This is a genomic window from Mycobacterium lehmannii, assembly GCF_002245535.1.
GTDB lineage: Bacteria > Actinomycetota > Actinomycetes > Mycobacteriales > Mycobacteriaceae > Mycobacterium > Mycobacterium lehmannii.
Map to the genome: position 1 here is coordinate 1 of NZ_NKCN01000034.1, position 24,273 is coordinate 24,273.

25 protein-coding genes are annotated in these 24,273 nt (G+C 66.1%); 3 read left to right on the plus strand and 22 right to left on the minus strand.

Annotated features, from left to right (window positions below; genetic code table 11):
- Positions 1-302 precede the first annotated feature (302 nt).
- A complete protein-coding gene (gene murA / locus CEX87_RS24535) occupies positions 303-1,556 on the minus strand; it encodes a UDP-N-acetylglucosamine 1-carboxyvinyltransferase (RefSeq protein ID WP_064397820.1) in 1,254 nt (417 codons plus the stop codon).
- Between the two features lie 70 nt (positions 1,557-1,626).
- On the opposite strand from murA, the gene CEX87_RS24540 reads away from it, so the two are divergent.
- Positions 1,627-2,205, plus strand: a complete 579-nt coding sequence (locus CEX87_RS24540; RefSeq protein ID WP_064397818.1) for a cob(I)yrinic acid a,c-diamide adenosyltransferase — start codon at positions 1,627-1,629, stop codon at positions 2,203-2,205.
- Here CEX87_RS24540 and CEX87_RS24545 read toward each other — a convergent pair.
- The 16 genes from CEX87_RS24545 to fadD1 form a co-directional block, all read right to left on the minus strand.
- Positions 2,202-2,648 (minus strand): DUF2550 domain-containing protein, encoded by a 447-nt coding sequence (locus CEX87_RS24545; RefSeq protein ID WP_064397817.1) that lies wholly within the window; start codon positions 2,646-2,648, stop codon positions 2,202-2,204. The two genes, CEX87_RS24540 and CEX87_RS24545, sit on opposite strands and share 4 nt — an antisense overlap.
- A 39-nt stretch (positions 2,649-2,687) precedes the next feature.
- Positions 2,688-3,053, minus strand: coding sequence for a F0F1 ATP synthase subunit epsilon (locus CEX87_RS24550; RefSeq protein WP_064397815.1), 366 nt, complete (start codon positions 3,051-3,053; stop codon positions 2,688-2,690).
- A gap of 2 nt (positions 3,054-3,055) precedes the next feature.
- A complete protein-coding gene (atpD, locus tag CEX87_RS24555) occupies positions 3,056-4,582 on the minus strand; it encodes a F0F1 ATP synthase subunit beta (protein ID WP_064397813.1) in 1,527 nt (508 codons plus the stop codon).
- Positions 4,583-4,603: 21 nt separating this feature from the next.
- Positions 4,604-5,530, minus strand: a complete 927-nt coding sequence (locus CEX87_RS24560) for a F0F1 ATP synthase subunit gamma (protein WP_064397811.1) — start codon at positions 5,528-5,530, stop codon at positions 4,604-4,606.
- A 13-nt stretch (positions 5,531-5,543) separates the two neighbouring features.
- Complete coding sequence (gene atpA, locus CEX87_RS24565; RefSeq protein ID WP_064397810.1) at positions 5,544-7,190, minus strand: F0F1 ATP synthase subunit alpha; 1,647 nt, start codon at positions 7,188-7,190, stop codon at positions 5,544-5,546.
- A 41-nt stretch (positions 7,191-7,231) separates the two neighbouring features.
- Positions 7,232-8,563, minus strand: coding sequence for a F0F1 ATP synthase subunit B/delta (locus CEX87_RS24570; protein WP_094289508.1), 1,332 nt, complete (start codon positions 8,561-8,563; stop codon positions 7,232-7,234).
- A gap of 3 nt (positions 8,564-8,566) precedes the next feature.
- Positions 8,567-9,085 carry a F0F1 ATP synthase subunit B gene (locus tag CEX87_RS24575; protein ID WP_094289510.1) on the minus strand — a complete coding sequence of 173 codons (519 nt, stop codon included), beginning with the start codon at positions 9,083-9,085 and terminating at the stop codon, positions 8,567-8,569.
- Between the two features lie 8 nt (positions 9,086-9,093).
- The gene (locus CEX87_RS24580) at positions 9,094-9,342 is read right to left on the minus strand and encodes a F0F1 ATP synthase subunit C (protein WP_064347125.1); all 249 of its coding nucleotides are present in this window, start codon (positions 9,340-9,342) and stop codon (positions 9,094-9,096) included.
- Between the two features lie 65 nt (positions 9,343-9,407).
- Complete coding sequence (gene atpB, locus CEX87_RS24585; RefSeq protein WP_064397804.1) at positions 9,408-10,163, minus strand: F0F1 ATP synthase subunit A; 756 nt, start codon at positions 10,161-10,163, stop codon at positions 9,408-9,410.
- Positions 10,163-10,615, minus strand: a complete 453-nt coding sequence (locus CEX87_RS24590) for an ATP synthase subunit I (RefSeq protein ID WP_064397803.1) — start codon at positions 10,613-10,615, stop codon at positions 10,163-10,165. Before CEX87_RS24590 ends, atpB begins: the two co-directional genes overlap by 1 nt.
- A gap of 236 nt (positions 10,616-10,851) precedes the next feature.
- Complete coding sequence (locus CEX87_RS24595) at positions 10,852-12,060, minus strand: glycosyltransferase family 4 protein (RefSeq protein WP_094289542.1); 1,209 nt, start codon at positions 12,058-12,060, stop codon at positions 10,852-10,854.
- Between the two features lie 11 nt (positions 12,061-12,071).
- Positions 12,072-12,725: an L-threonylcarbamoyladenylate synthase gene (locus CEX87_RS24600; protein ID WP_094289512.1), complete on the minus strand. Its 654-nt coding sequence runs from the start codon at positions 12,723-12,725 to the stop codon at positions 12,072-12,074.
- 22 nt (positions 12,726-12,747) lie between these two features.
- The gene (gene prmC / locus CEX87_RS24605; protein ID WP_094289514.1) at positions 12,748-13,611 is read right to left on the minus strand and encodes a peptide chain release factor N(5)-glutamine methyltransferase; all 864 of its coding nucleotides are present in this window, start codon (positions 13,609-13,611) and stop codon (positions 12,748-12,750) included.
- Positions 13,608-14,699 carry a peptide chain release factor 1 gene (gene prfA / locus CEX87_RS24610; protein ID WP_094289516.1) on the minus strand — a complete coding sequence of 364 codons (1,092 nt, stop codon included), beginning with the start codon at positions 14,697-14,699 and terminating at the stop codon, positions 13,608-13,610. The genes prmC and prfA overlap by 4 nt, the downstream gene beginning before the upstream one ends.
- A gap of 87 nt (positions 14,700-14,786) precedes the next feature.
- Positions 14,787-15,026 (minus strand): 50S ribosomal protein L31, encoded by a 240-nt coding sequence (gene rpmE, locus CEX87_RS24615; protein ID WP_094289518.1) that lies wholly within the window; start codon positions 15,024-15,026, stop codon positions 14,787-14,789.
- Positions 15,027-15,241: 215 nt separating this feature from the next.
- Complete coding sequence (fadD1, locus tag CEX87_RS24620; RefSeq protein ID WP_094289520.1) at positions 15,242-16,810, minus strand: fatty-acid--CoA ligase FadD1; 1,569 nt, start codon at positions 16,808-16,810, stop codon at positions 15,242-15,244.
- Positions 16,811-16,911: 101 nt separating this feature from the next.
- Between fadD1 and CEX87_RS24625 the strand changes: the two genes are divergently transcribed.
- Positions 16,912-17,523 (plus strand): TetR/AcrR family transcriptional regulator, encoded by a 612-nt coding sequence (locus CEX87_RS24625; RefSeq protein ID WP_064397791.1) that lies wholly within the window; start codon positions 16,912-16,914, stop codon positions 17,521-17,523.
- Here the strand turns inward: CEX87_RS24625 and CEX87_RS24630 are convergent.
- Complete coding sequence (locus CEX87_RS24630; protein ID WP_064397790.1) at positions 17,520-18,110, minus strand: maleylpyruvate isomerase family mycothiol-dependent enzyme; 591 nt, start codon at positions 18,108-18,110, stop codon at positions 17,520-17,522. The two genes, CEX87_RS24625 and CEX87_RS24630, sit on opposite strands and share 4 nt — an antisense overlap.
- A gap of 68 nt (positions 18,111-18,178) precedes the next feature.
- On the opposite strand from CEX87_RS24630, the gene CEX87_RS24635 reads away from it, so the two are divergent.
- Positions 18,179-18,628 carry a MarR family winged helix-turn-helix transcriptional regulator gene (locus CEX87_RS24635; RefSeq protein ID WP_064397788.1) on the plus strand — a complete coding sequence of 150 codons (450 nt, stop codon included), beginning with the start codon at positions 18,179-18,181 and terminating at the stop codon, positions 18,626-18,628.
- Between the two features lie 60 nt (positions 18,629-18,688).
- On the opposite strand, the gene rho is transcribed toward CEX87_RS24635, so the two are convergent.
- From rho to CEX87_RS24655, 4 genes are all read right to left on the minus strand, one after another.
- Positions 18,689-20,623, minus strand: a complete 1,935-nt coding sequence (gene rho, locus CEX87_RS24640; RefSeq protein ID WP_068194478.1) for a transcription termination factor Rho — start codon at positions 20,621-20,623, stop codon at positions 18,689-18,691.
- A 296-nt stretch (positions 20,624-20,919) separates the two neighbouring features.
- The gene (thrB, locus tag CEX87_RS24645) at positions 20,920-21,864 is read right to left on the minus strand and encodes a homoserine kinase (RefSeq protein ID WP_068194475.1); all 945 of its coding nucleotides are present in this window, start codon (positions 21,862-21,864) and stop codon (positions 20,920-20,922) included.
- Positions 21,865-21,867: 3 nt separating this feature from the next.
- A complete protein-coding gene (thrC, locus tag CEX87_RS24650; protein ID WP_094289522.1) occupies positions 21,868-22,950 on the minus strand; it encodes a threonine synthase in 1,083 nt (360 codons plus the stop codon).
- Positions 22,947-24,272 carry a homoserine dehydrogenase gene (locus CEX87_RS24655; RefSeq protein ID WP_094289524.1) on the minus strand — a complete coding sequence of 442 codons (1,326 nt, stop codon included), beginning with the start codon at positions 24,270-24,272 and terminating at the stop codon, positions 22,947-22,949. The genes thrC and CEX87_RS24655 overlap by 4 nt, the downstream gene beginning before the upstream one ends.
- Position 24,273 lies beyond the last annotated feature (1 nt).

Consider the following 24,273-nt stretch of genomic DNA (forward strand, 5'->3'; position numbering starts at 1 on the left):
CAAACAGACACCAAAAACTGGCATCAAAAAACACCACACCCACAAACGGGAAAACAGGGCATGGCAAAAAACAACAACAAACAAAAACCACCAAACACACTATTGAGTTCTCAAACAACACACCCGCTTTTGGGGCAACCCTGCCAGTCTATACCGATCTGGACAGAGACGTCAAACCCCGTCCGCCAGTCCGATTGGCCTGGGGCCGTGGGCTTCTCACAAGAGGATACGCCAGTTCCGAACAAACCCCAAAGCGGGTCCCGGGGCCAGGGACACAGTTCGCGGCAGCCCGGCGGTGCCGGTCAGGCTACGCGCTCGATTTCGGCGCCCAAGCTCTGGAGATTCTCGACAAACAGCGGATAACCGCGGTCGATGTGGAAGACGTCGTGGACCTCGGTATCGCCGTCGGCGACCAGCCCGGCCAGGACGAGCCCGGCACCGGCCCGGATATCGGACGACCAGACGGGCGCACTGGAGAGCTGCGGGATACCCCTGACCACCGCGTGATGGCCGTCGGTCCTGGCATCGGCTCCCAGGCGCACCATTTCCTCGACGAATCGGAAGCGGGCTTCGAAGACGTTCTCCGTGATCATCGACGTGCCGTCGGCGATCGACGCCAGGGCGATCGCCATCGGCTGCAGGTCCGTCGGGAAACCGGGGAACGGAAGCGTCGCGACGTTCACCGCCTTCGGACGCTCGTACTGGACCACCCGGAACCCGTCGTCGGACTGCGTCACGGTGGCGCCGGCGTCGTGCAGCTTGTGCAGGACCAGCTGCAGGTGCTGCGGGTCCACGCCGGTCACGGAGATATCGCCGTGCGTCATCGCGGCGGCGATCCCCCACGTCGCCGCCACGATCCGGTCGCCGATCACCCGGTGCTCGGTCGGATGCAGCCGGTCAACGCCGGTGATCGTCATCGTCGGGGTGCCCGCGCCGGAAATCTGGGCGCCCATCTGGTTGAGCATCGCGCAGAGATCGACGACGTCGGGTTCGCGCGCGGCATTGTGGATGGTCGTGACACCCTCGGCGACGACGGCCGCCATCAGAATATTCTCGGTGGCACCGACGGAGGGAAACTCCAGCTGGATCTCGGCGCCGCGGAGGTGGTCGGCCTCGGCCACCACACAACCGTGCTCGATGTTGCACCGCGCACCCAGCTGGCGCAGGCCGGCCTGATGCATGTCCAACGGTCGCGACCCGATCGCGTCGCCGCCCGGCAGCGCGACTTTGGCTCGCTTGCACCGGCCGACGAGCGGCCCCAATACGCACACTGAAGCGCGGAATTGACGAACGGCGGCAAAGTCGGCGTCGTACTTGGGTTCGTCGGGCGAGGTGATCCGGACGACGTCGCCGTTCAGCTCGACGGTGGCCCCGAGACCCCGCAGCACCTCGGCCATCAGTGGTACGTCGAGGATGTCCGGGCAATTCGTGATCGTGCTGGTGCCTTCAGCCAGCAGGGTCGCGGCCATCAGCTTCAAGACGCTGTTCTTTGCTCCCCCGACGGCAACTTCGCCAGATAACCGGTTTCCGCCGGTCACCACGAATCGCTCGCTCACGCGGGTAAGTCTAAACAGCGCCGCGGGCCATGTCAGTTTCCTCGGCCACGGGTTCCGGTACGGTTTGACCATGGCGGTCCATCTCACCCGGATATACACGCGTACGGGCGATGACGGCACCACGGGCCTGAGCGATTTCAGCAGGGTGTCAAAGAATGACGCCCGCCTCGTGGCGTATGCCGACTGCGACGAAGTCAACGCCGCCATCGGCGTTGCCATCGCCCTGGGAAGTCCCACCGAGCAAACGTCGAAGGTGCTCAAGCAAATTCAGAACGACCTCTTCGATGCGGGCGCTGACCTTTCGACTCCGGTGGTCGAGAACCCCGAACACCCGCCGCTGCGCATCACTCAAAGCTATATCGACCGACTCGAAGCCTGGTGCGACGAGTTCAACGAGCCGCTACCCGCGCTGAATTCGTTTGTGCTGCCCGGCGGTAGTCCCCTATCCGCGTTATTGCACGTCGCTCGCACGGTTGCCCGCCGCGCTGAGCGATCGGCCTGGGCAGCGGTCGAGTATCACGGCGATTCGATCACCGTGCTACCCGCGAAATACCTGAACAGGCTGTCGGATCTGCTCTTCATCCTGTCCCGCGCTGCCAACCCACAGGGCGACGTGCTGTGGCAACCGGGCGGTCCGGCAACGGATTAGAAGCTTCGGCGCCGCGCGCGAGGCGACGGCCGGGACTCCAGCCAGGACAGAAACGCCGTCAGCGCACCACGATCCAGCGCGATCTCGTAGCCGCGACGACGTTCAGGGCTGGTATCACGCAGCTCCAGAACCACGATTTCATCGGTCATGATGTCGTACTCGTCGCCGCGCGGACCGCGGCGCGACACGATCTCCAGGCCGCGGCGGCTCAGCCGACGGTCGGGCCACCAGCGCAGACTCGACAACCGGTAGAAGCCGGCTTCGCCACCGCGATAACGCATTACACCGTGGCGCCAGCCCTGGCCACCGACAGCCGGCACGTCCCGCAAAATCCCTGCGGTACCGCCTACCTGCCGTAGCTTCCACAGCCGGTAGGACAGCGCGATCACGACGAAAAGCAGCACGCAGATCAGCGCGACCATGATGAACATGAGCGCGCTCATCTGTCTATCCCGTCGCTCCGCTCGCCCAGGCGCCGACCGCTAGTCGATCTGGCCCAGGGCGCGAAGCCTGGCTCGACCTTTTGCCGCGACTGCGGGATCGTCGGATTCGGAGTCCTGCCGCGCACGGTCGCTATCGATCTCGGATTCGAGTTCGGCGGACTCCGCAAGGATGATCACGCCTTCACCGGTGACCGACATGAACCCGCCGTCGACGGCGATGCGCAGATCCTCCTCGCCCTCTCGCTCGACGCGCACCATGGCGTCGTCGACGAGCTGAGCAACCAACGGGATATGGCGGGGCAAGATGCCGATCTCACCCGCAGTGGTGCGGGTGAACACGAACGTCGCCTTGCCCGACCAGATTTCCCGCTCGACGGCGACAATGTCGACGTCCAGATCTGCCATCGCTATTCGTCCTTGTCGGAATCGTCGCCCTTGTCGGCGTCGCCGTTCGAGTCCGTCTGAGCGGGGGCGCCGTCACCGCCGCCGGCATCCATCTTGGCGCCGAGGCTTTCTGCCTTCTTCTCCAGATCCTCGAGACCGCCGATGAGGAAGAACGCCTGCTCCGGCAGATGGTCGAAGTCGCCCTTGGTCAGCTTGTCGAACGCTTCGATGGTCTCCTTCAGCGGAACCGTCGAGCCGGGCTGCCCGGTGAACTGCTCGGCCGCCATCATGTTCTGCGACAGGAAGCGCTCGATCCGACGGGCGCGCTGCACCAGCTGCTTGTCCTCTTCGGCCAACTCGTCGATACCGAGGATCGCGATGATGTCCTGAAGGTCCTTGTAGCGCTGCAGGATTCGGATGACCTCTTGGGCGACGCGGTAGTGCTCGTCGCCGACCACGCTCGGGTCGAGGATCGTCGAGCTGGACGCCAGCGGGTCCACCGCCGGGAAGATGCCCTTGGAGAACACCGAACGGCTCAACTCCGTGGTGGCGTCGAGGTGGGCGAACGTCGTCGCGGGCGCCGGGTCGGTGTAGTCGTCGGCGGGCACGTACACGGCCTGCATCGAGGTGATCGAGTGGCCTCGGGTCGAGGTGATGCGCTCCTGCAGCTCACCCATCTCGTCGGCGAGCGTCGGCTGATAGCCCACCGCCGAAGGCATGCGGCCCAGCAGCGTCGAAACCTCCGAACCCGCCTGGGTGAATCGGAAGATGTTGTCGATGAACAGCAGCACGTCCTGGCCCTGCTCGTCACGGAAGAACTCGGCCATCGTCAACGCGGACAACGCGACTCGCATACGAGTGCCCGGCGGCTCGTCCATCTGGCCGAACACCAGCGCGGTGTCCTTGAGCACGTCGGCGTCGGCGAGCTCGACCCACAGGTCGTTGCCCTCGCGGGTGCGCTCGCCCACACCGGCGAACACCGAAGTACCGCCGAAGTTGCGGGCGATGCGGTTGATCATCTCCTGAATCAGAACGGTCTTGCCGACGCCGGCACCACCGAACAATGCGATCTTGCCGCCGCGGACGTAAGGGGTCAGCAGGTCGACGACCTTCAGGCCCGTCTCCAGCATCTCGGTCTTGGGTTCGAGCTGATCGAACGCAGGCGGCTTGCGGTGGATCGACCAGCGGTCGAAGTCCTTGCCGTAGCCGGGCTCGTCGAGGCAGTCGCCCAACGCGTTGAACACGTGGCCCTTGACACCGTCGCCGACCGGCACCGAGATCGAGCTGCCGGTGTCGGTCACCTCGACACCACGCACCAGGCCGTCGGTCGGCTGCATCGAGATGCAGCGCACGAGGTTGTCGCCGAGGTGCTGGGCGACCTCGAGGGTCAGCGTCTTGGCCAGGTCCTTGTAACCGATCTCGGCGTGCAGCGCGTTGAACAGTTCCGGCACGGAACCGCGCGGGAACTCGACGTCTACGACGGGGCCGGTGACACGTACGACGCGGCCCGCGGTGTCGGTGCTGGTCGCTTTTTCAGCAGTAGCAGTCATTGTCTTCTTCGCTTTCTGGGGCTACTTCTTGGCGGCGTCCGCAAGCGCGTTCGCGCCACCGACGATTTCGCTGATTTCCTGGGTGATCTGAGATTGCCGTTCGCGGTTGGCCATCAGGGTCAGGTCCTTGATGAGATCGTCGGCGTTGTCGGTCGCCGACTTCATGGCGCGCCGGCGAGAAGCCGACTCCGACGCCGCCGCCTCGAGCAGCGCGGCGAAGATGCGGGTGGAGATGTACCGGGGCAACAGTGCGCCGAAGAGAGTTTCGGCATCCGGTTCGAAGGAGAACAGCGTCTGCAGTCCGGGGTCTTCTTCGCTGTACTCCACCACCATCGGTGCGATCCGGCGTGCGATCGCCGACTGCGACAGCATCGACCTGAATTCGGTGAAGACGATGTGCAGTTCGTCGACTCCGAGGACGTTGTCGGCACCGGGGTCGTCGCCTTCGTCGTCCATGCCGGCCGTGAACGCGTCGACCAGCGTGCTCGCGATCTCCTGAGCGTTTTCGTAGTCGGGCCGCTCGGAGAAGCCGGTCCACGACTCCTGGATGTCCCAGTTGCGGAAGCTGTAGTACCCGAGAGCTTTACGACCCACCACGTACAGGATCGGTTCCTTGCCCTCCGAACGAAGAAGGGCAAACAGCTCCTCAGACCTCCGGAAGATGTTCGCGTTGTACGCACCGGCGAGACCTCGGTCCGACGACACCACCAACACGGCGGCCCGCCGGGGATTCTCACGCGGGACGAGCAGCGGGTGATCGAGTGCGCTCGCGCTCGCGAGTTCGGTGAGCATGTTCGTGATCTCGCGGTCGTAGGGCCGAGCCGCCTCGACTCGGGCCTGCGCCTTGGCGATTCGCGACGTCGCGATCAGCTCCTGGGCTTTGGTGATCTTTTTGATCGAGCCCGCGGAGCGGATGCGGCCGCGCAATTCGCGCAGTGTGGCAGCCATCTGTGTTCAGGCCTTACTTCTTCTTCGGTGCGGGCTTGCGGACCTTCACCGATTCCTTTTCGACGTCTTCCTCGTCCATCGCCTCGACATGCTCGTCGGGCACGACCGAGCTGCCGTCGGTGGTGGCGAAGCCCTTCTTGAAGTCGTTGACGACCTTCTCGAGCTTCTCCTCCAGTTCCTCGGAGAGCTTCTTGCTCTCCCGGATCTCCTTGAGGATGCCCTCCTGCGACCCCTTCACGTGGTCGAGGAATTCCCGCTCGAACTTCTGAACGTCTTCGACGGGAACGGAATCCAGGTGACCCCTGGTGCCGAGGAAGATCGCGACCACCTGTTCCTCGACGGGCATCGGGCTGCTCTGCGGTTGCTTGAGCAACTCGACGAGCCGGGCGCCGCGGTCGAGCTGCGCCTTCGAGGTCTCGTCCAGATCGGAGGCGAACGCAGCGAACGACTCGAGTTCGCGGTACTGCGACAGGTCCAGACGCAGCGACCCGGCCACCTCCTTCATCGCCTTGATCTGTGCGGCGCCACCGACACGCGACACCGAGACACCCACGTTGATGGCCGGCCGCACACCCTGGTTGAACAGGTCGGTCTCCAGGAAGCACTGACCGTCGGTGATCGAGATGACGTTGGTCGGGATGTACGCCGAGATGTCATTGGCCTTGGTCTCGATGATCGGCAGACCGGTCAACGAACCGCCGCCGAGCTCATCGGAGAGCTTTGCGCAGCGCTCCAGCAGCCGGGAGTGCAGGTAGAACACGTCGCCCGGGTACGCCTCGCGGCCCGGCGGGCGACGCAGCAGCAGCGAGATCGCGCGGTACGCCTCGGCCTGCTTGGTCAGGTCGTCGAAGACGATGAGCACGTGCTTGCCGTCGTACATCCAGTGCTGAGCGATCGACGAGCCCGTGTACGGCGCAAGCCATTTGAACCCGGCCGAGTCCGACGCCGGCGCGGCGACGATCGTCGTGTACTCCATGGCGCCGCCCTCTTCGAGGGTCTGGCGCACGCTGGCGATCGTGGTGCCCTTCTGCCCGATCGCCACGTACACACAGCGGACCTGCTGATCGGGATCGCCGGACTCCCAGTTCTGCCGCTGGTTGAGGATGGTGTCCACACACACCGCGGTCTTACCGGTCTTGCGGTCGCCGATGATCAGCTGACGCTGGCCGCGACCGATCGGGGTCTGCGAGTCGATGGCCTTGATGCCCGTCTGCAACGGCTCGCTCACGCCCTGGCGCTGCACCACCGACGGCGCCTGGAGCTCGAGCGCGCGCCGTTCGGTCGTTTCGATCTCGCCGCGGCCGTCGATCGGCTGGCCCAGCGGGTTGACCACGCGACCGAGGAAGGCGTCGCCCACCGGCACCGAGAGGACCTCGCCGGTGCGCTTCACCTGCTGGCCTTCTTCGATCTTCTCGAAGTCACCCAGGATGACGGCACCGATGCTGTGCTCGTCGAGGTTCAGTGCCACGCCCAGCACGCCGCCGGGGAACTCGAGCAGCTCCTGGGTCATCACCGACGGGAGACCCTCGACGTGAGCGATGCCGTCGCCGGCGTCGATGACGGTGCCGATCTCTTCGCGCTCGGTGTCCGCCTCGAAGCCGGAGACATACTCCTCGATCGCGCCCTGGATCTCATCCGCCGAGATCGTCAACTCTGCCATGGTGTTCTTCCTACTTCGTGTGTGGGTCTTGGTGTGGTGGGTCAGTCGGGTAAACGGGTCTCGGCCGCCGCCAGCTTCGACGCCAGCGACCCGTCGATCACCTCGTCGCCGACGGCGATCGTCAAGCCGCCGAGCAGTTCGGGGTTGACGTCGAGCTGAATCGACACCGGACGGTCGTAGATACGGGTGAGCAGTTCGGTGAGCCGCTCGCTCTGGGCGTCGCTGAGCTCAGCGGCCGCGCGAACCTGCGCCACGACCTCACCGCGCCGCGAGACAGCCAGGTTCGCGAGTTCGCGAACGGCCTCGTCGGCGCGCTCCCCGTGCAGCAGATCGAGCGTCTGACGCAGCAGGTCGGCGGTGTTCTTGCTCGCCCGTCGCCCAAGCACGTTGTTCAGCAACCCGATTCGTCCCTCGAGCGGGGCGGTGTATTCACCCAGCAACGAGATCAGGCGCGGCTCAGAATCGAGGATGCGGCTGAACCGGAACAGCTGATCTTCGACGTCCTCGATCTGACCCTCCCCCTCGGCCCGCACCAGAAGTGCCAACCGGGCGAGGTGCTGGATGCTGTGAATCAGATCGGACGTGGCCGACCAGCGCTGCGACACAGCGGTTTTGATCAGGTCGAGCGCGGAGTCCGAGACCTGGCCCGAGAGCAACCGCTCGACGAGCTGAACCTTGGGCTCATCAGCACTGGAGGGATCGGCCAAATGCCGGGAGAGCACGGGCTCGCGGCGCAACAGTTTCGAGGTGGACGCCAGATCGTCGGCCAGCCGCGTCAGCGCTTCCCCGTCCAGACCGTCGGCCACCCCATCGAACCGCTCGACCAGCTGAGCCAGGGAGTCGCGGCTGGCGGCGCGAAGCTTCGCTGTGACGACGTCGGTGAACGTCGTCGTCGACGGGGCCATCTCGTCGAGCTCGGCGAGGAAGCGGTCGACAGTCGCGGATTGTTCGGCGCTATCGGAGACGAAGTCGCGCACGATGTCGCCTGCCCGCTGCACCGATTCGGCACCGAGGCTCTGCCGGAGCTCGCGAACGAGCTGCTGGCGAAGGAGCTGAACCTGTTGCGCCCCTAGCGTCTTGATGCGCTCGAGCTCGACGTCGGCCTGTGCGCGCAGCTGCTCGGCGATGATCTCGGCGTCCCTGCGAGCCTCTTCGATCACCTGTGCGGCCTCGGCCTTGGCCTGTTCCAGAGCTTTTGCGTGCTCGGTATCGGCGTCGGCCACCTTCTTCTCGGCCTCGGCGTGTTCGGTCAGCTGATCGCGGATCGTCTCCTGCTGGGTCCTCATCATGTTGCGCACCGGCGGCACGACAAACTTCACGATCAGGAACACAATAAGGATGAAGCCGATGAGCTGGCCGATAAAGGTCGACATGCGTCAGCGCTCCCGTCCTGTCGCGACCGGCACCGTGCGCGTCGCCACGTCGACGCCGAGCACCCGACTAGCGAGGTTGGCGGCCAACGTCTCCACCGACGACTGGAGATCGGTCGTCAGTGCCCGCGACTGCTGCGTGAGCTGTTCGTTCGCCTGCTGCAGAAGTGTCGAGACTTCCGCATTGGCGCGGGCCCGCGCGTCGTCGACGATCTTGCGACCCTCTGCACGGGCCTCTTCACGGACCGACGTCGCCTCGCGGCGGGCGTCCGCCATCACGTTGCGATAGTCGGCATCCGCGGCAGCCCTCAACTGGGTTGCCCGTTTGTTGTCCTCGGCCGTCTTGAACACCATCGCCTCGCGCTCATGCAGGACCCGAGAAATCGGGGGCACGACCCACTTGGCGATCACTCCGAGCACGATCAAAAAGATCAGCAGCACGAAGATGAAGGTGCCGTTGGGGATGAGGAAGTTGCTCTGACCGCCTCCCTCAGCCGCCAACAGAACGACGTTCGAGTCAGCCATGGCCGGCTTTAACCTCCGACCGGCGTGGCGAACACGAACAGCGCCATGAACGCCAGGTTGATGAAGTACATGGCCTCCACCAGACCCACCGTGATGAAGAACGGCACGAACAGACGACCCTGAGCTTCGGGCTGGCGGGCTACGCCGTTGACCAGAGCGCTACCGACGACACCGTCGCCGATCGCGGCACCGATGGCGCCGCCGCCCAGAAGAAGTCCACCGCCGATGAGCGCTCCGGCAGCGATAGTGGGATCCATTCCTTATCCTCCTTGATTTCTGGTAGCAGTCCTACCAGGTGGTTTTGTCGAGCATTTACACGTGGTCAGTGATGTTCATCCTCAAGCTCCATCGACTGACCGAAGTACAGGATCGTCAGCAGCGCGAAGATGAACGCCTGGATGGCGCCGATGAACAATTCGAACGACTTCCACAGGGCATTCGGTGCCCACAGGATGTACGCCGGAAACAGGGCGATGATCGTGACCATGATGCCGCCGGCGAAGACGTTGCCGAAAAGTCGGAGTGACAACGAGACTGGCTTGGCGAGCTCTTCGACGAGGTTGATCGGGGCGAGGAACGACACGTGCCCCTTGAGCAGTCGCACGGGGTGGCCGAGCGGACCGCGGCGCCAGAACCCGGCGGCGTGATAGCAGATGAATACGAACAGGCCGAGCGCCAACACGAAGTTGATGTCGGCGGCCGCGGGTTTGAGCAGTTCGTGAATCCCGGTCTCGTCGCTGTACTGCCACGGAAAGACCGACAGCCAGTTCGCGATCAGGATGTAGACGAACAGCGTCACCGCGAGGGGCAGCACGAACGGCGCGATCTTCATACCGATCGCGGACTCGACCTGGTTGCGCACCTGGACGGTGATGGCTTCCCAGAAGAGCTGCACTCCGCTGGGCACACCGCTCGAGGTCACCTTCGCGCGCAAGTAGAACGCCAGCGCCAGCACGATCACAGCGGCGATCGACGCGGAGAGCAACGTATCGGTGTTGACAGTCAGCCCAAACCAATTGGCCTCGGTATGCGTGCCGACGTGAATTCCGGAGTCGGCGGCGAGGATGGTTTCGGTCATTACTGGATGGCCTCCCCTTGGGGTCCAACGGTGTCAGTCGGGCTACCTGCGCGCAGTTTCCGCGCGACGGGCACGGCGGTCGTGAACACGAGCAACATCTGGAACAACGCCATTCCGAAGACCACACCCAGTCCCTCGGGCCGGAACGCAAACGCGATCACCAGGCCGATCACCGTCAGGACCATCAAGCGGACGGCGGAGTTCACGGCCATCTTGCTCTTCAGCGGGTGAGCATGGGCGGTGATCCGCAGGGCCGATCGTCGTACCAGAATTGCGTTGAACAAGCCGAGGCCCAAGCCGATGCCGAAGAAGATTCCGACCATCGGATGGCCGAGCAGGGCGGTCGCCACCGTGGCGAGCACGGTCAGCGCAAAGCAGATCACCGAGAGCCGTAACGGGCGGAACGCAACGGATGGCAACACCAATGGCGCATCTTGCGCTGGCGTCGTCACAACTTCACCTCAATCCGCGGTTCACGGTGGCTGCCCCGATGATTTGCGTGCATGCGCCCTGAGAGTATCGGAGGGCGTTCGGCTCGCTGGAATCACCCACGGGGCAGCTCCCTTTGTCGGTCGTGGTTCCGTTCCGATCGGTGGTGTACCGATGGCCCGGGGGCCGGCAACCCGTGAGGTTTTTTCGGGTTCTGAATGCACCCTAACACATGGTGGGAGGCATAAAAGGGGGTCTACTACTTTTCGTCGTACATCGGCTCGAATTGGCCGTTTCGCCGACGGAGAAGAGGGATCAGGGTCACGACGACGGCGACGAGAATTGCGGCCAGCATGACGGCTCCGCTGTAGCGCGGATCGATGAAGATCGTGCTGGCCGCACCGAAGCAGACGATGGCCACCCACAGATAGATCACCAGGACGACTCGCCGGTGCGAATGTCCGATCTGGAGCAACCGGTGATGCAGGTGCATCTTGTCCGGTGTCGTGAAGTGCACGCCCGCGCGGGTACGCCGGATGATCGCCAGCAGGGTGTCGAGCGCGGGGACGAACATGACCGCGACCACGAGCAGGAACGGCGACAGCAGCGCGAAGACGTCGCGCACCCCGTACGCCGTCTGCGAGATGGGGCCCGCGGCGGTGGTGGCCGCCGCCGCCAGCATCAGGCCGATCAGCATCGACCCGGAGTCGCCCATGAAGATCCGGGCGGGGTGGAAGTTGTGCGGCAGGAACCCGAGGCACACCCCGGCCAGCACCACCGAGATCACCGCGGGCGGATAGAACAGGACGTCGCCGCCGTGGTCACGGAGTAGCCCGACCGAGAAGATGCAGATCGCCGATGCGGTGATCAGCCCGAGGCCGGCCGCGAGCCCGTCGAGCCCGTCGATGAAGTTCATCGCGTTGACGATCGACACCGTCAGCGCCAGCGTCAGCAGGATCGATGACACCTGATCCAAAACGATGGTGCCGACGCCGCCGATCGGGATGTAGAGCACGCTCCACGCCACCCCCATGGTGACGAGCACACTCGCCGCGGTGATCTGACCGGCGAACTTCGTCAGCGAGTCCAGGCCCCAGCGGTCGTCGATCAGGCCGACGACCATGATCAGCCCGCCGGCGACGACCACCGCGGGCATGCCCGTCGAGTAGACGAATCCCCGCGTCAGCGCCGGCAGTTGGGAGGCCAGCAGGACGGCGAACGCGACGCCGATGTACATGGCGAGTCCGCCCATCCGCGGGATGGGTTGCGCGTGCACGTCTCGGTCGCGCGGAATCGCCACGGCACCGAAGCGACGCGCCATGACCCTGACCCACCCGGTCGCGAAGTAGGTGATGATCGCGGCCGTCAGACCGACCAGCGCGAGCTCCCGGATCGGTACGCCCGCACCACGATCGTTGAGTGCCAGCAGCGTGTCGGTGGCGTAGACCACCGGTGAACCGTACTGCACGAAAGCCAATCTCAGTCCGTCAAAGTCGTCGGCTCGACACCGAGCACGGTCGCGATCGCCTCCACACCGACCGGGCCTTCGCGTAGCACGCGGGGATGTGCGCCGGTGAGGTCGACGATCGTCGACGCGGCCTGCCGCTCGGATGGTCCTGCTTCGAGGTACACCTCGACTTGTTCGCCGAGTTGTTCGCGCGCCGCTTCTGCGGTGACTGCCGGGGGTTGTCCGGAGACGTTGGCACTCGAGACCGCCATCGGCCCGACTGCGCGCAGCAGTTCGATGGCCACCGGATGCAACGGCATGCGCAGCATCACGGTTCCGTGTGCATCGCCGAGGTCCCAATGCAGCGACGGGGCCTGGCGTACCACCAGGCTCAGCGCGCCTGGCCAGAAAGCGCGGATGAGTTCGCGTGCGCTGTTCGGCACGTTGTAGACCAGGCCCTCGATCGTGTGCCACGAACCGACCAGAACGGGCACCGGCATGTCGCGGCCCCGCCCCTTGGCGGCAAGCAGCGCCGCGACGGCTTCACCATCGAATGCGTCGGCGCCGACGCCGTAGACGGTGTCGGTGGGCAACACGACCAGGCGGCCGCCCTTGAGCGCGCTGATCGCCGACGCGATACCGGTCTCACGCTGGTCGGCGTCCGAGCAGTCGAACAACTGGCTCATGTCGCGACTTCTCCTTCGGGCGTCATCTGGTCCTCCGCGCGGTCACGAACCGTGGCCGCCCGGTGAGATCGTGCCGGGCGACGACGTCGTCGAAACGCGTTGCGAGGCGGAAACACTCGACGGTACGGTCCGACGTCGTGTCGTCGTGCTCGACGGCCACCAACCCACCCGTGCGCAGCCACCGGCCCGCCAGGCCGACGATCGCCTCGATCACTCGCATCCCGTCGGGTCCCCCGAACAACGCGTGGGCCGGATCATGGTCGGCCACGTCGGGTTCCAGCTGCGCACCGTCGGGAATGTAGGGCGGATTCGCGACGATGAGGTCGACCGAACCGTCGAGTTCGGGCAGCAGCGTGGGTGCGGTCACGTCGGCGCAGACCGCCTCGACGGCCGTTCCGGCGAGATTGCGTCGCGCGTATTGGAGCGCCGACTCGGAGTCGTCGACGGCGATGATGCGCGCGTCGGGCCGGTCATTCGCCAGCGCGAGCGCCAGCGCACCGCTGCCCGTGCACAGGTCGACGACCACCGGGGCATCGGGTAACCGTTGCGCCCGAGCCCATTCCAGCAAGGCTTCGGTCTCGGGGCGTGGGATGAACACGCCCGGGCCGACGTGCACGTCGACCGGTCCGAACGCGGCGGTGCCGACCAGGTGCTGCAGCGGGACGCGCCGGGCGCGCCGGGCGATGAGATCGTCGTATCTTTCCGCGAACTCGGGTCCGGCCTCGATGAACCGCAGACGGCCCCGGTCGGTGCCCAACACGTCCGCGGCCAGCAGTTCGGCGTCGACGCGCGGCGTGGCGACACCCGCTTCGGCCAGCACCGTCGCGGCGGCGTCGATGGTCTGGCTCAGCGTGGTGGATGCCGGCGCCGGGCTGGGCCGGGTCATGTGGCCTGCAGTCTCGCTTGCTTGTCGGCGGCGGCCAGCGCGTCGAACAGGTCGTCGAGGTCGCCGTCGAGCACCTGGTCGAGGTTGTGCGCTTTGAAGTTGATCCGGTGATCGGCGATCCGGTTCTCCGGGAAGTTGTAGGTCCGGATGCGCTCGCTGCGGTCCACTGTGCGGATCTGGCTGGCGCGGTCGGCCGAGGCGTCGGCCTGCGCCTGCTCCTCGGCCATCGCCTGCAGTCGCGCGGCGAGCACCTGCATCGCACGGGCCTTGTTCTGCAGCTGCGACCGCTCGTTCTGACAGGTGACGACGATGCCGGTGGGCAGGTGGGTGATGCGCACCGCGGAGTCGGTGGTGTTGACGCCCTGGCCGCCCTTGCCCGACGACCGGTAGACGTCGACGCGCAGATCAGATTCGTCGATCTGCACCTCCTCGATCTCTTCGGGTTCGGGGTAGACGAGCACTCCGGCCGCGGAGGTGTGCACGCGGCCCTGCGACTCGGTGACCGGGACGCGTTGCACCCGGTGCACGCCGCCTTCGAACTTCAGCCGCGACCACACGCCGTCGGCGGAGTCACCCTTGCTCCGGATGGACAACGTGGCGTCCTTGTAGCCGCCAAGGTCGGAGAAGGTCTCGTCCAGCACGGTGACGGTCCAGCCGTGGCGCTCGGCGTAACGAATGTACATCCGGGCCAGGTCGGCGGCGAACAGCGCGGACTCCTCGCCGCCCTCCCCCGACTTGACCTCGAGCACGATGTCGTCGGCGTCGTGCGGGTCGCGGGGTGCGAGCAGGTCGGTCAGCTGGGTGTCGAGCTGCTCGACGGTGGCCACCAGCTCGTCGACCTCGGCCGCGAACGACGGGTCGTCGGCGACCAGCTCCCGTGCCGCCTCTAGGTCGCCGCGGGCTGCCTCGAGCTTGCGGTACGTCGCGACGATCGGCGACACCTGCGCGAAGCGCTTACTTACCTTGCGGGCGCGGGCGGCGTCGGCGTGCAGGTCCGGATCGCTGAGTTGGCGTTCGAGGTCGGCATGCTCGGCCAGCAGCGTGTCGATCGCTCCTCCCGACTGAGTCGGGGACTGCGCGCGAGCCATGTCGACCTCCTCTCCGTAGCCCCTCGCGAACGCAAACCGGCGCCCGGCCTGGCCGCTGATGCGGCAGAACGGGCGCCGGAAAGGACGCTACTTGTCCGCTGAGCCTTTGTCGGCGGAAGCCTTGCGCTTGCCGTAGCGCTTCTCGAAGCGCGCCACCCGGCCGCCGCTGTCGAGGATCTTCTGCTTGCCGGTGTAGAAGGGATGGCACTGCGAGCAGACCTCGACGTGGATCTGTCCGCTCTGCTTGGTGCTGCGCGTGGTGAACGTGTGGCCACAGCCGCAGTGCACGGTGGTCTCTACGTAATCAGGGTGAATACCCGTTTTCATGGTTTCCTCTTCGATCGTGGCCCCGGGTCGCCCCTCCGTGCTGGAGGTGACGGGCGTGAACCGGAACCGAGGGTCGGCGGTCCATTATGCCAGCTAGGGCCGCCAAGTGCCTAAACGCGTGCGCACCGGGCGGTATTCCGCTTCCACCTCCGGCCGAACGTGGGTTACCGGCACGCGGCGGGGCGGTTTGGCGTGCCATATCCCCACAATCGCGCCTAAAGGGGCTGGTACCTGCTGCCGTCGCGCCGCCAGAGGGTTCTGCCGTCGGGTGTGACTCCCCGCGCGACGAGCTCACGCTTGAGGATCTTGTTGGTCGCGGTGCTGGGCAGGTCGTCGGCCACCCACACGTACCGCGGCCAGGCCTTGGGCGAGAGGTCCCGCTGGGCCGCCAGGAACTGCTCGAACGCCCCCGAATCGAGTTCGGCGTCGTCCTGCAGCACCAGGGCGGCCATCACCTGGTCGCCGACGAGTTCGTCGGGCACCGGATAGACAGCGACGCGGTTGACCGCCGGCAACCGGAGCAGGATCCGCTCGATCGGCGCGGTCGCGAGGTTCTCGCCGTCGACCCGCATCCAGTCGGCCGTGCGCCCGGCCAGGTAGATGTAGCCGTCGGCGTCGCGGTAGGCCAGATCCCCCGACCAGTACATGCCGTGGCGCATCCGCTCGTCGGTGGCGTCCGGGTCGTTGTAGTAGCCGCGGAACAGGCCGCTGCCGTCGGTGTTGACGAGTTCGCCGATCGCCACGTCGGCGTTGGTCAACGCGCCGTTCTCGTCGAACTCCGCCACCGGGCACTCGGTGACCGTGTCGCTGTTGTAGATCGCCACGCCTGGAAAGCCTTGCCCGATCGAGCCTTTCGGTGTGTCGGGGGTGCGGGTGATGATCACGGCGTTCTCGGTCGAGCCGAAGCCGTCGTCAACGGTGACATCGAAGCGCCGGCTGAACTGCTCGATGTCGCGGTCGGTGGCCTCGTTGCCGAATGCGACGCGCAGCGGGTTGTCGCGATCGTCTGGTTGCTCGGGTGTGGCCAGCACGTAGGCCAGCGGTTTGCCCACGTAGTTCATGTAGGTCACGCCGTGGCGTCGGATGTCGGCCAGGAACCGCGACGCGGAGAACTTGGCGGGCACCATCGCGGCCCCGGCGACGAGTGCGGGTGCCCATCCGCCCACCACGGCGTTCGAATGGAACATCGGCATCGACAGGTAGCAGACGTCGCGCTCGGTGAGTTCGAACTTCTCGGCCAAGGCGTTGCCCGCGAACAGCACCATGAGGTTGGCCACCTGGACCGCTTTGGGCTCACCGCTGGTGCCCGACGTGAAGATCATCATGAATGTGTCGTCGACGGCGGCTTCCCGGTGCGCAACGAATGTCGTCGCGGTGGCCAGGAAGTCGGACCAGGCAGTGCTGGACGTGTCGAGCAGCGTGACCCCCGGAAGGTCCAAACCGTTGAGCAGCGGGCGGTGCTCGGCGTCGGTGATCAGGAACTGACAGTGCACCTTGGCGACGTCGCGCGCCAGGGCCTCACCGCGGCGCGTGGTGTTGATACCGCACACCACGTAGCCTCCCAGGCCGGCCGCAGCCAGCGCGATCAGCATGTCGGGGGTGTTGCCGAGCAGGACGCCGACGTGCAGGGGACGGTCCTGGTCGGCGGCCCCGATGAGCGCGGCGGCCTGCGTCTTCGCCTCGGCAACGTACTGGCGGTACGTCCAGGTGCGGTTCCCGTACCGGATGGCGACGGTGTCGCGGTCGGCACGCTCGTTGAGCAGCTGCTGGAGCGTGTCCGCCATGGCTCACCTTCCGACAGTGAACAGATTCGCGATTGTGTCTACCATGACACAATGCTCCGATCGGCCCACTTGAGGGCGAGGTTAACGGAGGAGCCCACCCGGTGACGAGCGATGCCGCCACCAAGAGCGTCCGCGATCGACTGATCGACGCGGCCGAGATCTGCCTGCGCGCCAAGGGAATCCGCGCGACCACTGTGTCCGAGGTGGCTGAGGTGGCGGGCGTCTCCCGCGGTTGGCTGTATCGCCACTTTCCCGACAAGGTCTCGCTGCTGGGGGCGGCGATCGTGCGGCTCAACGAGGCCTATTGGTCCGAGGCGCACGAGATGCTCGAGCGCGTCGACGGACTCGACCGGCAGCTCGCCGCCGGCGTCCTGCACGGGCGCACGGCCTATGACGACCCTGGCACGTTGTTGATGAAGCTGCGCATCGACGAGCCCGAGGAGTTCGCCGCGTGCGCAGGCGCCGGCGTCCAGGGCCTGGTGCCCGACCTGGCAGATTTCTGGTCTCGCTACCTGATCACCGCGCGCGAGTCGGGCGAGATCCACCCCGACACGGACGTCGCCGCGGCATCGGAATGGCTTGCCCGCGTGCTGATTTCGCTGGCAACGGTACCCGGTAAGACGCTCGATCCCAGCGACGGCGACGCGGTGTTGCGGCATCTGCGCCGCTACGTCATGCCGGGACTGCGAGCCGACCCGCCGAGTGATCTTTAGGCGACGTCGATGGCGGCGGCGGGCCGGCCCACGAGCGTCATGAGGATGTCACGGATCGGCGCCTCGACGCGGCGGCCCTCGCCGGCCTGGAATTCGGCGTCCGTCGCGGCGAGTTGCACGCCACGAAAGCGTCGCTGCGCCTGGAAGGGGAAGCCCATCGTCCACACCCTTTCGGCCGCAGCGACCGCCGCGTCGACCGGCATGGGACGGTCGATTCCAAGCGGCACCGCGATGTCCTGGGTGTGCACCAACACATCCATCAACGGGTCGAGTTCGGCGGTGCCCGGCGGGCGTTTACGCGATCCCCGCATGGCGCGCAGCGCCGCGGTGAGCTCTGCAGGAGATCGGTTGTCCTGCACCGCTACTCGATAGATCATCGCGTTGATCCGAAAGCCGGATCGCAGCAGTTCGAACAGCAATCTCGGTTTACCTGATGCGGAGTGTGTGATGTGGGCGGCCACATCACGAACGGTCCATCCCTCGCACAGGGTCGGTGTCGACCATTGTTCGGGTTCGAGGCCGTCGAGCATGTCGGCGAGGCCCGCGCGCTGTTCGTCGATATTCCGCCAAACGGTGTCGGACTCCACGGACGCCTCCTCCAGTTAGTCAGGTACCCTGACGAATATAGTCAGGATCCCGTACTAAGGTCAATGGGGTGAGCGACTGGGTCAGCACGGCGACGTTGATGTTCATCGGCCATCGTGCTGCCGAGGCACGCGTCATGGAGGCATTGGTCGCGGCAGGTGCCGACGACATCACGCTCGCGCAGTCCAGGCTCATGCAGCGCCTTGACCTGCGGCAGGTGAATTCGAGCGGAATGCGGCTTACCGACCTCGCCGAGCAGGCACGCGTGACCAAGCAGACCGCCGGCGCGCTGATCGATCAACTGGAGCGGTCCGGTTATGTGGTGCGCACGACGGACCCCACGGATGCGCGCGCTCGACTCGTCACGTTGAGCGACAAGGGCATGGCGGTGTGCCGGGCCGCGGGCGAGGAGATCGCCAAAGTCGAGGACGAGTGGCGACGCTTCCTCGGTGAGCGCCGGTTTCAGCAACTTCGCGACGCGCTGACGGCACTGCGCGAGATCACCGACCCCTACCGATGAGCGGTTTCGGTGCCGCTCGTCGCGCTCAGCGCAACCGGCGGCACCGAAATCAGCACGCGGTCAGTCGGCGTCCATCGAGCCCGGAGCGGTCTTGGAGACCTGCACCAAAAACTCGTAGTTGTTCTTGGTCTTGCGCAGCTGGCTCATCAACAGGTCGATCGCCTGGTGCGGATCCAGCCCCGACAACACGCGCCGCAGCTTGTGCACGATCGCGAACTCGTCCGGCGACAGCAGCAGCTCATCCTTGCGGGTACCGGACGGATTGACGTCGACGGCCGGGAAGACGCGCCGCTCGGCGATCTTGCGGTCGAGCTTGAGCTCGGCGTTGCCGGTGCCCTTGAACTCCTCGAAGATGACCGTGTCACCGGTCGACCCGGTCTCCACCATCGCGGTGGCGACGATGGTCAGCGAGCCACCCTCTTCGATGTTTCGGGCCGCACCGAGGAACCGCTTGGGCGGATACAGCGCAGTGGAGTCGACACCACCGGACAGGATGCGACCCGAGGCCGGCGACGCATTGTTATACGCGCGGCCGAGGCGGGTGATCGAGTCGAGCAGCACGACGACGTCCTTACCCTGCTCGACGAGCCGCTTGGCCCGCTCGATCGCCAGTTCGGCGGCCTGGGTGTGATCGGACGGCGGCCGGTCGAACGTCGAGGCGATGACCTCGCCCTTGACCGAGCGCTGCATGTCGGTCACCTCTTCCGGACGCTCGTCGACGAGCACCACCATCAGGTGGCATTCCGGATTGTTGGTGGTGATCGCGTTGGCGATGTCCTGGAGGATCGTCGTCTTACCCGCCTTCGGCGGGGACACGATCAGCGCGCGCTGACCCTTGCCGATCGGCATGATCAGGTCGATGACGCGGGTGGTCAGCTTCTCAGTGTTGGTCTCCAGGCGCAGCCGCTGGTTCGGGTAGAGCGGCGTGAGCTTGTTGAACTCCGGCCGCTTCTTGGCCTCCTCGACCGGCTTGCCGTTGACGGTGTCCAAACGCACCAGCGGATTGAACTTCTGCCGCGGATTCTTGTCGCCGCCTTCTCCGTCTCGGGGCACGCGCACGGCGCCGGTCACGGCGTCACCGCGGCGCAGACCGTTCTTGCGCACCATGTTCATCGAGACGTAGACGTCGTTCGGGCCGGCCAGGTAACCGGAGGTGCGTACGAACGCGTAGTTGTCGAGAACGTCGAGGATGCCGGCAACGGGCTGAACGACGTCGTCCTCGCGCAGTTCGGTGTCGCGGTCACCGCCGCCGTCACCGCCACCGCGCTCACGACGCCTGCGGTCCCGGAACCGGCGACCGCGACGACCGCCCCGGCCTTCGCCGTCGTCGTCGTTGTTGCCGCCTCCGCCGCCGCGGTTCTGGCCACCCTGCTGGTCGCCCTGCTGCTGGTCGCCGTCGGACTTGCTGTCCGACTTGTTGGACTGGTCGCTTTTGTTCGACTGGTCGTTCTGGCGGTCACCCGTCTTGGCGTCGCCAGCGGCGTTGTCCGATTGGTTACCCGAAGCGTCGGGTGTGCCGGCTCCGCGCGACGCGCCACGACGCTCACGGCGCCGGGGCTGCTGCTCGGCGTCGGCGTTGGAATTACGGTCGTCGCCGCTCTCGGCGCCCTGCTCGGCGTTCGGAGCCTCCTTGGCGGGTTCGGCGGTCTTGGCTTCGCTGCTCGCGGGAGCCTCGCCACCGGCGGAAGCCTTTCCGCGGCCGTTCGAATCGCCGCGCCGCTCACGGATGGCGGCGACCAGTTCGCTCTTGCGCATACCGGACGCGCCCTCGACGCCGATTTCCTTGGCCAAGGCGCGCAGTTCGGGCAGCACCATGGTCGACAAGGCGCCCCCGCGGTTGCCCGAAGCGACCTCGGCGGTCGGTGCGGTTTCGGCGGTCGGCGTGGCGTTCGGCGCGTCCGCCGCCGCAGAAGTAGAAGAATCTGAACTCACGGCGTTTGGCAGCTCACCGTTTTCGCTGCTGCCCCCAGCCGTGATCAGGTCCGTTTCAGTCACGGATGTCCTTTCTTTCCCTCGCAGAACGAGTCGTGCGGGGATTCGGTGCGATCAGTCGATCCACTGAACGCATGGGCCCCACCATTGCCCCTGCAACGGTGATGGCCGGGCCTCGCCGGTATACGGCGAACCGTCAATCCACGAGTAGACCACGGGGAAAATGGGTGGTGTCCTATTGTCGGCGCAGGTAGAGACGCTGCGATTGCCTGACGACAGCGAGAATATCCCGCATCGGGACGGGAAGCAAGAAAGACATGGGTGTCGTGTTGCTCCTGTGATTCCTGTTCCGACCGCTTTCAGCGTCGTGCTGCTGCGCCTGACATCCACTTCGCGCCGTCACCAATGGTCATGGGTTTGACGGTGAACCCGTTCGCGGTACCGCACTCGAGAGCTTCTGCGGGCAACTCCGGGGACGTGCACAGTGCAAGTACCGACGGACCCGCTCCTGAGAGCACCGCTGCTACGCCGCAACGTCGCAGGACCCCCAGGTATTCCGCGGAAGCCGGCATGGCCGACGCCCGTTGCGGCTGATGCAGGACGTCTTCGGTCGCGGGCATCAGCAGGTCGGGCCGCGTTGTCAACGCGACCATCAGCAGGGCGGCTCGGCTCACGTTGAAGCGCGCGTCGGCATGGCTGACCTTCTCCGGTAGGAGCACGCGTGTCTCTGCGGTCGACGAGCGCTCGTCCGGTATCGCGACGAACAGGCGGATGTCGGGGTGCACCCGGATCGGCGCGGCGTCGAATCGGGGCGCCGACTCCGGTCCTTCGGTCCAGGACACCACGCCGCCGCCCAGCACCGCCGCCGAGGCGTTGTCGGGATGCCCTTCGAACTCCGAGGACAGTTGGACGAGGTCGTGTTCGGAAAGGATCTCCGAAGAAGTCTGCGCCGCAAGGCCGTTGACGACCGAGAGTCCGCTTACCACCGCTGCCGCCGAGGATCCGAGGCCTCTGGAGTGTGGAATGTCGTTGCGGCAGCGCACCGTCATGCCGGAAGCGCTGATGTTCAGCGCGTCGAGCCCTCGCCGGATGGCCCGCACCACGAGATGGCTTTCATCCAGCGGCACCTGGCCCCGCCCCTCGCCTTCGACCTCGACCGTCAGACCGGAATCCGTTGTCTCGACGACGATCTCGTCGTAGAGGCTCAACGCGATACCCAGGCTGTCGAAACCCGGGCCGAGGTTCGCGCTGGATGCCGCCACCACGGAAGTGGCCCTCAGTCCCGGCGGCAGTACGTGAGTCACCGGCTATCCCAGCCCCAACTGCTCGACGACGGCCACGGGATCAACAGGCACCGCGACGACCGACGGCATGCCCTTCAACGCGGTGTCCGGATCCTTGAGCCCGTTGCCCGTCACCGTGCACACGACCGTCGAACCCTTGGCGACCCAACCGTCTTCGACCGATTTGAGCAGACCGGCGATGCTGGCCGCCGACGCCGGCTCGACGAACACACCCTCGCTGCTGGCCACCACGTGGTAGGCCTCGAGGATCTCCTCATCGGTGGCGGCCAGGAATCGACCGTCGGACTGCTGCGCTGCGGCCACGGCGGTGGTCCACGATGCGGGCGAGCCGATTCGGATGGCCGTTGCGATGGTCTCCGGATTCTTGACCGGTTCCCCGTGCACGAGCGGCGCCGCGCCGGACGCCTGCGTGCCGAGCATGCGGGGAAGACGATCCGAAACACCGTCGCGGTGGTATTCGGTGTAGCCCTTCCAGTAGGCGGTGATGTTGCCGGCGTTGCCCACCGGCAGCGAATGCACATCGGGCGCGACTCCCAACGCGTCGACGATCTCGAAGGCCGCGGTCTTCTGTCCTTCGATCCGGTACGGGTTGACGGAGTTGACCAGCGAGATGGTCGGGAAGTCGGCGGTCAGTTTGCGCGCGAGTTCCAGGCAATCGTCGAAGTTGCCGTCGACCTGGATGATCTTCGCGCCGTGCATGACGGCCTGGGCCAGTTTGCCCATCGCGATCTTGCCCTGCGGCACCAGCACTGCGCAGGTGATACCCGCTCTGGCCGCATAGGCCGCTGCCGATGCCGATGTGTTGCCCGTCGACGCGCACAGCACCGCCTGCTGGCCGCGCGCCACTGCCTCGGTCACCGCCATGGTCATGCCGCGGTCCTTGAACGAACCGGTCGGGTTGAGCCCCTCGACCTTGAGATGCACTGTGCACCCGGTGAGTTCGGACAGCCGCTGCGCGGGCAGCAGCGGGGTCCCACCCTCACGCAGGGTGATCGGCGTCCAGCTGTCCTCGACCGGCAACCGGTCGCGGTACGCGGCGATCAGGCCGGGCCAGGGCTGGTGAACGGTCTGCGCTGAGGTGTTCATTCGGTGGTTCCTTCCATGCGCAGCACGCTGTTGATGCTCTGCACGACATCGAGGTCGGCCAGCGCTGACACCGTCTCCGACAGTGCCGCGTCGGTGGCCTGATGGGTCACCACCACGATGCGTGCACCGCAGCGCTGACCACCCTCGTCGACCATGCCCTCCTGGCGCACCTCGGCGATGCTGACGTCACGTTTACCGAATTCGGCTGCCACAGCGGACAACACGCCGGCGCGATCGGCGACGTTCATGTTCACGTAGTAACGAGTGGGGATGAAGCCGATCGGCGCGATCGGCAACTTGGCGTATTTCGATTCGCGCGGTCCGCGGCCGCCCTGCACGCGGTTGCGGGCCGCCATCACGAGGTCACCCATCACGGCTGAGGCCGTCGGTGCGCCACCGGCGCCCTGCCCGTAGAACATCAGACGGCCAGCGGCCTCGGCCTCGACCACCACGGCGTTGAACGCTCCGTTGACGGCGGCCAGCGGATGATCCAGCGGCACCAGCGCCGGGTACACCCGCGCCGAAACCCGTTGCTGGCCCTCATCGCTGGTGAGCCGCTCGCAGATGGCCAGAAGTTTGATGGTGCAGCCGAGCGCCTTGGCCGATTCGAAGTCGACGCTGCTGACCTTGGTGATGCCCTCGCGGTACACGTCGTTGGAGCTGACGCGGGTGTGAAAGGCGATCGAGGCCAGGATCGCCGCCTTCGCCGCGGCGTCGTATCCCTCGACATCGGCCGTCGGGTCGGCCTCCGCGTAGCCGAGCGCGCTCGCGTCGGCCAGCGCGCTGGCGTAGTCGGCGCCCGTGCTGTCCATCTCCGAGAGGATGTAGTTGGTGGTGCCGTTGACGATGCCCGCCACTCGGACCACCGAGTCCCCCGCCAGCGACTGGGTCAAGGGCCGGATCACGGGGATCGCGCCGGCGACCGAGGCCTCGAAATACAGGTCGACCCGGGCGTTCTCGGCCGCCTGGGCCAACTCCCCCGTGGACACCGCCATCAGCGCCTTGTTCGCGGTGACCACGGACTTGCCCTGCTCCAGAGCGGCCAGGATCGCTTTGCGGGCCGGTTCCACGGGCCCCATCAACTCGACGACGATGTCGACGTCGTCGCGGGAGACGAGTTCTTCGATGTTGTCGGTGAGCTTGTCGATGGAGATTCCGCGGTCGTCGGCCACCCGACGGACGCCGACGCCGCGCAGCACCAACGGCGCGCCGATGCGCGCAGCAAGGTCGTCGGCGCTCTGCTCGATGATGCGCACCACCTGGCTGCCGACGTTTCCAAAGCCGAGGACCGCTACGCCGATGGGCTTTTGCGAGTCAGTCATC